Genomic DNA, 11,221 nt, shown 5'->3' with positions numbered 1-11,221 from the left:
GCGCTGCAAGCGCCGACGTCCGAGTCACCCGGCACAGCTTCGGATTTTATCGTAAACAAAGGCTTGAAGATACCACAGGGGGAGCCATTGCCCGATCATCCCCCCAACTGCGACAATGCCACGCAATTGCCACATTCCCGCCCCAAAGCCCCGGCGATCAGGGCAGGCCCGGCCATCTTCGGTTCTGCACCGGACCCGTGAAGGCTGGATTTTGCGCAAGACGGCAACAATCCCTCTGCCTTGCTGCACCGGATTTTCGGTTCAGATCACCGTCTTGCGATTGCGGGGATGCAGGGTTGCCTGCAGGTCGGTGGCCCGCTGCAGCACCCGCATCCGCCGCATACGCTCGGCCTGACCCAGAACCGCACCCGCCATGAGCCAGGTCAGTGGCACCAGCGTGCCATTGGGCAGAAGGTCAAGAAGATTGGCCGCAAGAATGAGACAAATGGCCGCCAGAAAGGGCGATGGCGCTTCACGCTGCGGGGCGAGCATCTCCCGCCCCATCAGAACCAGCGGCAATACCAGAAGCCCGAACTGTGCGATGTAGCCTGCCCAGCCATAGACCCCCAGCACCAGAATCCAGGCCCCGTCAACGATGGTCAGGGTGATGCCGGATTCGGGATCATACAGCAGGTTGCGCCCATAGCCCCCCCAGCCGAAAAACGGCTTCAGTTGCGCCCAGTCCAACAGCCGTTCCTCGTTCATCACCCGGAACTGGAACGACCAGGCCCGGTCGGGGGAAAACTGGAAGGCTGTCGCGATGATGCGATCCACCGGGATCAGATGCGCGCCGCGCAACAGCGGATAGGTCATCACGATCACCGCGAGCCCGGCCGCCACCAGAATTTGCACCCGACGCGGAGCAAACAGGATCAGCGGCGTCAGCGCCAATGCAAAGATCATCGGGCCCGCGCTCTTGCAGGCCACCAGCACCATCAGCAGATAGACCAGGATCAGCGCCTGTTTCGGCCGCTCCGGCGCTGGCCCGACGCGAAAGGTCACCAGTGCCGCCATGGCCGCCATCAGGGCGAAGAACGCAACCCAAAGCCCATGCGGCAGGAACACGATGGGCCGATAGCCCCCGGCCCGGATCATCTGGAAGAAATCATGCTGAAAGAAGCCATAGACCCAGATGTTGATGACCGGCGCGATCTGGGTTTCCAACAGCATCGGCACTGAATAGCCCAACCCGGCCAGCACCAGTGCCGCAACCAGCAGCCGCATCGCCTCGGGTCCGGCCAGATAGTGCCGGGCCAGAAAGAAGGGCAGCACGTCGATCATCTGGTTTGTCACTGCGGCAACACTGTCATAGATCCGCATGCCCTGAATTGTGTCGTTTGCACCTTTGGGCAGTTCTTCGCCATTGGTCAGCACAGTGGCAAAGGGTGACATCACGAAGATCAGGATCAGGCCACGACCGATCAGCGAATCCGGCAGCACATTCAGCTTCTCGCGTCGCGAAAACAGCATGATGGCCAGGGCGGTGAGTGCAGGGATCGAATTCTTGTTCAGATCGGGCACCACCGGCAGGTTGAACCCGACCGGCAAGGGCGGCAGCAGCAGGTAGCCGCCAAGGATCGACCAGATCAGCGCCTGTTCGACTGACAGTCTGCGCCACATCACGGCCATGACCATGGGCCAAGCCAGCAGGGCGAGAAAGGCGAAAGGGCTGGCCCCGCTCAGATCATGTCCTCCCCGCTGCGTGTTGTGGCATGGTCATGCGTCACACGACCGCACGCAGCAGCGGCAGGCGCAGCATGACTGCCACACAGGCCCAGGCACCGAAAAAGACCGCAAGCGTCATCGGCCACAGATCCAGTGGACCAAGATATTTGTACACCACCAGCATGACGAAGGGATGCACCAGATAGATCCCAAGCGCAGCCCGCCCCAGATGGGGCAACAGGGCATGGCGCAAGGGCAGACGCCAGAACAGTTCGAACAGCACTGCGGCCAAAGGCACGGTCACCAGCCAAGGCTTGTCCACAAATGGCCAAAGCACCGCTGTCAGGGTCAGCAGCGCAAGGAATGGCCATCCATTCCGGCCAAGCCGCGCAGCACCCACCCACAGCAGGCCATAGCCATACATGACAATCGCATGGGTCCATTGCGCAAAGGGGAAGGGCAGGCCGGCAAATTCATGCAGCCAGAGCAACGGCAGACCCAATCCCGCCAGCACGGCGCAACCGATGGCCAGCCTGCGCCGGTCGGTCACCGCGCCCGCGACAGGTTGCACCAGCACCATGCCCAGCATCAGAAAGGGCAGGAACCACAAGTGGATTTCCGGGCCGATCAGAAGGGTCAGCGGATCGCGCAGCGGCTGAAACCGCGCCGGATCGTCGCTGAACACCAGATCAAGTGCCCGGTAGAACAGGCACCACGCCAACCAGGGCAGGGCCACCCGCCGCAACCTCCGCATCAGATCATATTGGCCGCCCGCCCGTTCCGCCGATTGCACGGCCAGCGCGGCAGACAGGATCAGGAACAGTCCAAGGGAAAGATGCCCCGTCCAATCGCGGGTAGAGGCTTCGGCATGGGTATAGACCACCCCGAACGCGGCCAGAAACCGCGCGAGATCGATCGATTGCCGATGCCCGCCTGCGCGCATATCCATGCCTCTTGGCTACGCCGCTGCCCTGCCCCTTGGCAATCCCCTGCAAAGGGCGCGCAAAGCCACTGCCGGGAAACAGAGTGTTTTTACACCGCCGCAAGGCTGATTTCTGCACGGCATCATGGTATGGACCCGGACATCCCAGCCACAAGGGCGCATCGTGCAGTTCCAGTTCGACACCACCACCATTTCTGTCAATGTGCCCCATGCTGCGGCCTTGTTGGCTGCTGCCAAGGCCCGACTGGCAGAAGGCCGGGGGTTCGCTCTGGCCACGATCAATCTGGACCATCTGGTCAAGCTGGGCCAAGACCCGGCCTTCCGCACCGCCTATGCCGCGCAGGATTTCGTTGTGGCGGATGGCAACCCGATCGTCTGGCTGTCGCGGCTGGCCCGGCGTCCGGTGCAACTGGTGCCCGGGTCTGAAATGGTACTGCCGCTGGCGCGGATTGCCGCGCAGACCGGGGCGCGTATCGCCCTTCTGGGGGGAACCGAGGCCAGCCTTGCCGCCGCCGCCGCACGGATGCAGGCCGAAATCCCTGCCTTGCAGATCGCGCTGCAGATCGCCCCGCCCATGGGATTTGATGTCGAAGGGGTTGATGCCACAGCGATGCTGCGCCAGCTGGACGCCGAAGGAATCGGGCTGTGCTTTCTGGCGCTTGGTGCCCCGAAGCAAGAGATCATGGCGGCACGGGGCCGCAAGCTGGCCCCGCGTACCGGATTTGCCAGCATTGGCGCGGGCCTCGATTTTCTGGCAGGCAGCCAGACCCGCGCGCCGGAATGGGCGCAGAAGATCGCGATGGAATGGGCCTGGCGGATGATGTCGAACCCGCGGCGGCTTGTTCCGCGCTATTGGGCCTGTGCCAAACTTCTGCCTTCTCAGGTGATGCAGGCGCTGCGGATGCGCTGATCGCTACTTGTATTCGATCAACCCGCGCCGCCGCCCACGCAGCAGCCCCCAATAGAACCCCAACGCCCCCTGCGCCTCGGCCAGCTTGCCCAGAACGCTGAACAGCGCGGCTTCGGCCCCCATGCGGCGCGACAGGCGCAGCCATTGCAACGGCCAGAGCAGGATCAGCGCCAGCCCAGCCGGATGCCACAGCGCAGCCAGCAGCAGCGCGGCCATCGGCCCCCCTGCCCCCCAAAGCAACGCACGGCGGGTTTCACGCACCCAGTGGCGTTCCGGCCCGGCGCCGTGGCGCCAAGCGCCTTCGGCAAAGGCATGCCCGGCCCGGCGGCTGCGCTGCCACCATTGGCCGAACCGCGTCATCGCCGCATCATGCAGGGTCATCTCGGCATCCAGACGCCAGACCTTGCCACCCGCCCGCCCCATGCGCAGGCAAAGATCGGGCTCTTCCCCGGCGATCAGTGTCGGATCATACCCCCCGACCGACCGCAGCGGCGCAAACCGCATCAGCGCATCGCCGCCGCAGGCCTTGGCCGGGCCCACCGGCGTATCCCATTCGCGGTCACACAAGCGGTTGTAACGGCTGGCTTCGGGAAAGCGTTCGCGCCGCCGTCCGCACACCACCCAGATGTCGGGCCGCGCGATCAGGAAGGCCCTGGCCTGCGCCACCCAATCCGGCCGAACCTCGCAGTCCCCATCCACCAGCTGCACAAGATCGGGGGGATCAGAGGCCAGGAGGTCCAGCCCGGCGTTGCGCGCCCGCGCTGCCGTAAAGGGCTGCGTCATGTCCAGCGCCACCACCTGCGCCCCGCGCGCCGTTGCCGCCCCCGCCGACCCGTCGGTCGAGCCGCTGTCCACATAGACGATGCGCCGCACCTGGCCGCGCAAACTGTCCAGACAGGTCAGCAGCCGCGCCCCTTCGTTCCGACCGATCACGACGGCATCCACGATCTGCTCAGGCATCCGCGCCCCCTGCTTGTTTGCACCGTTATAGGCACCGCCCCCACACCTGAACCAGCGCAAAGCGGGACCGCGACCGCCGTCAAGCCCGGGGCAAACCTTCCAATTCAATGGGCTTTCTGCTATGAAACTTCCAAGGGCGGGGGCCCGGACGAATCTGCAAGGCCGGGGCCGGATATTGGCCCTGTCCTGCCAAATGACCGTAACCCCCCCGTCGCAAGGCGGGACAGTGATGTGACCCATGCGGCCCCGGGCCGCCTTGCAGGAGCCCGACAGGACCCATGAGGAATTCGCGCATTTTGGGGCCTTTTGATGCCGCGCCCACCAGATATGGGACAGAGATGACCAGCAAGGACGAGTTTTCCGAACGTCTGGCGCAAAGCGCGACGCAGCGGCCAGCCGCCGTTTCGCTGTTCCGTGCCCGGCAGGTGCCCGTGCGCGGCATTGTCGAACCGGGGCGGGCCGATGGTCCGATCGAGGTGTTCAGCCCACCTCAACCAGCCCCGCACCGGCCCGAAAAGGTCTGGGCGGCGCTCAGTGCTGTCATGCCGGATAGCGCGCGAATGGCCGGAAACGGTCTGTTCACAGATGCCGCCCAAAACGAGGTAACTGCGCGATTCGATATCCTGCGCACCCGGATGCTGCAGGCCATGGCCGAACGCGGCTGGAAGAAGATCGCGGTCACATCGCCCACACATGGCTGCGGCAAAAGCCTGGTTGCGGCCAATCTGGCGCTTTCCGTGGCGCGGCTGCCCGCGGCCCGGGCGGTGTTGGTCGATCTGGAATTGCGCCACCCCGACCTGGCGCGGCTGTTCGATCTGCCCGCCGCACCGCTGACCGAGCTTCTGTCCGGCGAACAGCCGGTCGAAAGCCATCTGCGCCGGATAGGGGATAACCTTGCCCTCGCGCTGAATGGCGAAGCCGTGCCGCGCGCCGCCGAAACCCTGATGGACCCTGCCAGTCGTGGCACATTGAAGGCCATCATCGATCATCTGGATCCGACAGTGATGATCCTTGACCTGCCACCTGCGCTTGGCAGCGACGATGTTCTGTCTGTTCTGCCCGAGGTGGATGCAGTGTTGCTGGTGGCCGATGGCACCCGCACGACAGCCGATGACATCCGCGCCTGCGAACGTCTGTTCAATGGCGTGGTGCCCTTTCTGGGCGTGGTATTGAACCGGGCCGAAGATCGCACCGCCCGCCGCTACAGATACGGAAAGACATAAGGCCGCAACGACCATGGGACCCATTCAATCCATTGCCGATCTTCTCAGCATGTTGCGGCGGCGTTTTTTCATCATCGCGGCCGTGCTGGTTCTGGGCGCGGTGGTATCGGTCATGATGGGAATGTCGCGCCCCAAAACCTATGAGGCGGGCGCATTGATTCAGGTGGAAAGTCCGATCATCAACGGATCGAGCGATTCCGGCGGCGCGCAGGCCGCGCGCACCATTCAGGTCATCGAACAGCAACTGACGACCCGTGAAAACCTTGCTGCGGTGATCGACCGCCATGGCCTGTTTGCCGAAGCCCCCGGGCTGAGCATGGAACAGAAGATTGGCCTGCTGCGCACTTCTGTCAGCTTTCAAAGCATCGCCTCTGCCAACCAAAGCAGCTTTGGCACCACCTCGGTTTCGGCGCTCTTGATCGTCGTTCGGCTGGGCGATGGCGAAGCGGCAGCACGGGTGGCGAATGATCTGGCGCAAAGCGTGCTGGACCTTTCGGTCGCCCGCCAGACCACCCGCGCCCGCGAAACGCTGGCCTTCTTTCTGGAAGAGGAATCGCGCGTGGCCAGCGAGATCAACGCGCTGGAAGCGGAAATCGAAAGCTACAAGCGCGCCAATCCCGTCGCGCTCGGGTCTGGCGATGCCGATGAACGCAGCGGGATCGAGGCCGATCTGCGGCGCCTGTCGCAAGATATGCTGGCGATCGAAGGCGAAAAGGTCGCGCTGGAACGCAAGGAACGCCTTCGCGAAACCGACCGCCGCCAACTGGACAGCCTGGCCGCCCAGCTAGAGGTGATGACCCGCCAAAGTCAGGCCCTGCAGGGCCAGATCGATGCGATGGATGCCAAGGTGGCAGACACGCCCGAAGTGGAGCGCACGCTCAGCGCCTATGGTCGGCGGCTGGAACAGCTGCAATCACAATACGACCTGATCACCGCCCGCAAGGCCGATGCCGAAACCATGATGCGCATGGAAGAGCAAAGCCATTCCGAACATTTCAGCCTGCTGGAACGGGCCATCGTGCCGGATTACGCCCTGGGCGGCGGTGGCAAGAAGCTGGCTCTGGCGGGCACGATGGCCAGCCTGCTGGCGGGCATCGGTCTGGCCTTTCTGCTTGATCTGATGAACCCGGTGATCCGCAGCGCCGAACAGATGCAGCGTGAACTGGATATCCGGCCCGTCATCACCCTGCCCGATCTGCATCTGGCCAAGCCACATCCCAACCTGCTGCGCCGCCTGACACAGCGATGGGCGGGGCAAGCCTGACCCCGTGACAGAACGGAAAAACCGCCGCACCCGATCAGGATGCGGCGCTTTTGTTTTGACCTGCGTGTCAGATCAGCAACCAGTGCCGTTCATCACGACGCCCACGGTGCGGCCAAGGATCTTCAGATCGGTTGCCAGCGACAGGTCGGCCTCATAGGCCGCGTCATAATCCGCCCGTGCCTCAAAGCTGGTGCGGTTCCGCCCAGCCGTCTGCCAGAAGCCGGTAATGCCAGGCCGCAACTTGTAATAGGCCGTGCCGGGATACAGCGCCTGCTGGCTCAGCATCATCGGGCGCGGGCCCACAAGGCTCATGTCGCCAATCAGCACGTTCCACAGTTGCGGCAGTTCATCCAGCGAGCTTTTGCGCAGGAAGCGGCCAAAAGGGGTGACGCGCGGATCGTTCTTCAGTTTCTGGGTTTCATCCCATTCCGCACGGGCAGCAGGATTGCTGTTCAGATAGTGGTTCATCCGTTCGTCAGCATCGGTCACCATGGACCGCAGCTTCCACATGCGGAAAGCGCGACCGTGCTGGCCGACACGTTGCTGCGAATAAAAGGCGCTGCCGCCATCGCGCGACACGGCAAAGGCCAGGGCGGCAACGATCGGCACCACAATGGGTGCGGCAAGGACGATTGCCGAAACATCAAGCGCACGCTTGAAGAAATCACGATAGGCCCCCTTGCGGGGACGCTGCAGCCCCAGAGCCGCGGGGGCAATCTTCGCCTGTGCCAGATCGTTTGGCAAAACAGGAACCGGACCCGCTCCTTGGAAGCGGGGATAGCTTATCGTCATTGTCTGTCACCCGTTAACAGTCGCCGCTACGATGGCCAAAGAAACGTCAGACAGACCGCGAAACAGCGCGGCCTGGCCGGATTTCCGACCAACTGGCTTGCAGAACATTGCGTACACTCAACAGTAACGCCCCCAATTGCCATTTTACCGTTTGTTACCTGTGTTTGGCGACACCCGCGAACAGGGTTTATGGGCCATTTACCATCATAATCACGGGGAAAATTTGCCCGATCTCCGCCACGATGCTGCCACGATCAGCCATACTGCAACCCTGTGGGGAAAACATCAGCTGCACGCAAAGAACATTCGGCGGTGATTCGCAGCCCCTTTGCGGGGGTCATTCCCCCATGCGAAGAGAGGACCCTATCCGATCGGAGAGGTAGGCCCAAAACGCACGACGCACCATTGTTTCCAATGGCGCGCGCAATGGGCCGATTTGATGGAAAGGGGGGTCAGTGGGCTTCCTGCAGCCCCCGGGTCGGTTCGCCGTCAGTCGCGTTGATACGGAAAAGCACCAGCGGCAACAGCGTCAGAACCCCGGCAATCCCGGCAACCGGATACAGCGCCATGGCGACCAGCACCGAATATCCAGAAGCCAGGGCCCAGACAGTCCCCATCAGCCCTGCGACGATCCCGGCCAGCATCACGCCAATTGCCATGCCCATACCCCTGCGGTCCATTTACCTTCTTTGACGAAGCTAGGAGCGGATTGCGGCAGAAATCTGGCATGACCGGATCGCTTTGGCGGCAGTCCGGTCGGATTGGGCAATTCAGATCGCGGTAAAGGCAGCGCCATGCGTCGCCACGGCAAGCGCCAGCAGCATCAGGGCCAGCCCCCCGAATACCGCATCATGCAGCCCATCCCATGACCTGTGCCGCAAGGCCAGCCAGACGATCAACGGATGCACAAGCACCATCGCCACGAATTGCCCGATCAGCGCCCCGGCCAATCCGCCAGAATAGGCGCCCAGAAGAAAGGCAAAGGTCTGCGCCGCCGCCCGCGCTGCCATGACAAGGAAGTAATTGCGCGAATCCCCCGCCGCCAAGGCGGATTGATCATAGGTCATGCCGATCACCATCGGCATCTGCACGCAGGCAATCGCCACCACGATGGCCCCCGCGCCCAGATACCTGTCGTCATACAGCAGGCGGACCAGCGGCTCGCCTGCGAAAACCATCACCCCCAGCAATAGCAGTATCCCCCCGGTCAGGGCGAAACGCAGGCGGCGCAGCCGCGCGGCATTGGCAGCACTCGCCGCAGGTGGATGGTCGCGGTAAATCGGGATCATGATCCGGCCCACCACCGCCCCGCCCAGCATCACCGGGAAAGAGGCCAGGAAATAGCCGATATTGTAGACCCCCAACTCGTCCAGTTCCAGAAAGGCCCCCAGAATGGCCTTGTCGCCCTGTGCCAGTAGAAAGCCACAGGCGGTGGACAGGAATATCCACTTGCCGAAGTGAATCAGCTGCGCCCCGGCGGTCGGTTCCCAGCGAAAACGGTTGGGTTGTCCCGGCAGCCCCCAATGCGTCAGCACCAGCTTGGCCACGGCCCCGATGATCGCGCCATTCACCAGCGCCCAGACCGAAGGATGCCACATCGCCAGCCCGACCATTGCCGCAATGCCGATGGCCTGCGATGCCAGATCCAGCATCGTGACCCGACCCAACAGCAGATGACGATGCGCCGTGTCGATCCGCGTCGGGTTGAAGGCCCCGATCAGCAGTGACAACCCCGCCACCGGCAACAACATCGCCAGTTCCGGGGCCTCATACAGCCGGGCCGCAGGCAGGGCCAGGGCACAGGTCGCAAGCCACAGCACCAGCCCGCGCATCACCTGCACCGTCCAGGCCGTATCCAGAAAATCCGGTTCATCCCCGCGATCGCTTTGCGAGATGGCAGGGCCCAGCCCGATGTCGGAAAACATCGACAGCCCGATCAGCAAGACCGAAACCAGCGCCATCAGGCCAAAGGCCTCGGGATAGAGCAGCCGGGTCAGAATCAGGTTCGACCCCAGCCGCAAGACCTGGCTGAAAGCATAGGCCCCGGCGGTCAGGACAGACCCCCGCAACACACGCGAAAACAAACTAGAACGGGCTTCTTGCATGGGCGGACCCTAGGGCCGCGGCCCTTCCGGGTCAATCGGGGGGCGTTATCTGTTCGACCGGGGCCAAGCCGCGCAAATCCTGCCATTCTTCGGCCACACGCTTCTGTCACGACAGGAAATCTGCTAAGACCCCGACCAACCACAAAGTAGCCCGACCGTGAAGATCGCATATCTTGTAAACACCTATCCGCGTGCCTCGCACACCTTCATCCGCCGCGAAATTCAGGCGCTGGAGCGGATCGGCTTTACGGTTCAGCGTCTGGCGATGCGGTCGGACCGGGCCAACCTGACCGATCCCGCCGACAAGGCCGAAGACCTGCATACCGAACATCTGCTCGAGGCGGGCCCGGTCACCCTTGTGCTGGATGCTCTGGGATGGATGGCGCAGCGCCCGCTTTGCAGCCTGCGGGCCGTGGCCCAGGCCTGGGCGATGGGCGTTCGGGCCGGGGCGCGGCGCAAGCATCTGGTCTATCTGATCGAGGCCGCACAGGTGGCGCGACGCTGTGCGCAATCGGGCGTTCAGCACCTGCATGCGCATTTCGGCACCAACCCCGCAACCGTTGCCCTTCTGGCGCAAATGCTGGGCGGGCCGCGCTGGTCTTTCACCGTCCATGGGCCAGAAGAATTTGACAGCCCTCGCGCCCTGTCGCTGCGTGAAAAATGCGCCAAGGCCAGTTTTGTGGTGGCAGTCTCGTCTTTCGGGCGCAGCCAGTTGTGCCGTTGGGCCGATCTGCCGGATTGGCCCCGGCTGAAAGTGGTGCATTGCGGGATCGAAACGCACCGCTTTCCGCTGCCTGAGCCCGCGCCGACCAAGCTGCGGCTGGTGGCCATCGGCCGGTTTTCCGAACAGAAGGGATTCCCGCTGCTGCTGGAGGCAGTGGCCCATGCGGTGCGGCACCATCCGGGCCTGCATCTGACTTTGGTGGGCGATGGCGAATTGCGCGGCGAAATCGAAGCGCTGATCGAACGCCTGACCCTGCGCCGCCATGTCACGTTGGCCGGTTGGCTGGCCGAAGCCGAAGTCCGCGCCGCCCTTGCAGGGGCCAGGGCATTGGTGCTGCCGTCTTTCGCCGAAGGTCTGCCCATGGTCGTGATGGAAGCATTGGCCGCCGGGCGTCCGGTCATTGGCACAGCCATTGCCGGGATGCCAGAGCTAGTCACCCCCGATTGCGGCTGGCTGGTGCCTGCGGGCGATTGCATGGCGCTGGCCACGGCGATCAGCCAACTGGCCGATACCCCGCCCGACCGGCTGGCCGCCATGGGGGCTGCGGGCCGGGCGCGGGTTTTTGCTCGGCATGACGTGAATATCGAAGCGGTGAAACTGGCAAACCTGATCCGGGGAGTTCATCTTGCCTGACA

General features: G+C 63.5%; 10 protein-coding genes. 4 read left to right on the top strand and 6 right to left on the bottom strand.

Annotation, left to right across the window (positions count from 1 at the left end; all coding sequences use genetic code 11):
* Positions 1-261: 261 nt before the first annotated feature.
* Both V6590_RS06425 and V6590_RS06420 read right to left on the bottom strand, forming a co-directional pair.
* A complete protein-coding gene (locus tag V6590_RS06425; RefSeq protein WP_335421088.1) occupies positions 262-1,629 on the bottom strand; it encodes a hypothetical protein in 1,368 nt (455 codons plus the stop codon).
* Between the two features lie 94 nt (positions 1,630-1,723).
* Positions 1,724-2,614, bottom strand: coding sequence for an acyltransferase family protein (locus V6590_RS06420; RefSeq protein WP_335421086.1), 891 nt, complete (start codon positions 2,612-2,614; stop codon positions 1,724-1,726).
* Between the two features lie 118 nt (positions 2,615-2,732).
* On the opposite strand from V6590_RS06420, the gene V6590_RS06415 reads away from it, so the two are divergent.
* Complete coding sequence (locus tag V6590_RS06415) at positions 2,733-3,518, top strand: WecB/TagA/CpsF family glycosyltransferase (protein WP_335421084.1); 786 nt, start codon at positions 2,733-2,735, stop codon at positions 3,516-3,518.
* 3 nt (positions 3,519-3,521) lie between these two features.
* Here V6590_RS06415 and V6590_RS06410 read toward each other — a convergent pair whose 3' ends face one another.
* Positions 3,522-4,478, bottom strand: a complete 957-nt coding sequence (locus V6590_RS06410; protein WP_335421082.1) for a glycosyltransferase family 2 protein — start codon at positions 4,476-4,478, stop codon at positions 3,522-3,524.
* Positions 4,479-4,816: 338 nt separating this feature from the next.
* Between V6590_RS06410 and V6590_RS06405 the strand changes: the two genes are divergently transcribed.
* Both V6590_RS06405 and V6590_RS06400 read left to right on the top strand, forming a co-directional pair.
* Entirely contained in the window at positions 4,817-5,701 is an 885-nt protein-coding gene (locus V6590_RS06405) for a CpsD/CapB family tyrosine-protein kinase (protein WP_335421081.1), read from the top strand.
* Positions 5,702-5,714: 13 nt separating this feature from the next.
* Positions 5,715-6,965 (top strand): GumC family protein, encoded by a 1,251-nt coding sequence (locus V6590_RS06400; RefSeq protein WP_335421079.1) that lies wholly within the window; start codon positions 5,715-5,717, stop codon positions 6,963-6,965.
* Between the two features lie 72 nt (positions 6,966-7,037).
* Here the strand turns inward: V6590_RS06400 and V6590_RS06395 are convergent, their stop codons facing one another.
* From V6590_RS06395 to V6590_RS06385, 3 genes are all read right to left on the bottom strand, one after another.
* Positions 7,038-7,709 carry a sugar transferase gene (locus V6590_RS06395; RefSeq protein ID WP_434063234.1) on the bottom strand — a complete coding sequence of 224 codons (672 nt, stop codon included), beginning with the start codon at positions 7,707-7,709 and terminating at the stop codon, positions 7,038-7,040.
* Between the two features lie 500 nt (positions 7,710-8,209).
* A complete protein-coding gene (locus V6590_RS06390) occupies positions 8,210-8,437 on the bottom strand; it encodes a hypothetical protein (RefSeq protein WP_335421077.1) in 228 nt (75 codons plus the stop codon).
* 90 nt (positions 8,438-8,527) lie between these two features.
* On the bottom strand, positions 8,528-9,862 hold the full coding sequence (locus tag V6590_RS06385) for an oligosaccharide flippase family protein (protein WP_434063233.1): 1,335 nt from the start codon (positions 9,860-9,862) through the stop codon (positions 8,528-8,530).
* A gap of 157 nt (positions 9,863-10,019) precedes the next feature.
* Between V6590_RS06385 and V6590_RS06380 the strand changes: the two genes are divergently transcribed.
* Positions 10,020-11,219, top strand: coding sequence for a glycosyltransferase (locus V6590_RS06380; protein WP_335421076.1), 1,200 nt, complete (start codon positions 10,020-10,022; stop codon positions 11,217-11,219).
* Positions 11,220-11,221 lie beyond the last annotated feature (2 nt).

Origin of the sequence: Gemmobacter denitrificans (assembly GCF_036964905.1) — a bacterium.
Classification (GTDB): Bacteria; Pseudomonadota; Alphaproteobacteria; order Rhodobacterales; family Rhodobacteraceae; genus Gemmobacter; species Gemmobacter denitrificans.
This window is presented reverse-complemented; position numbering and strand designations above follow the sequence as displayed.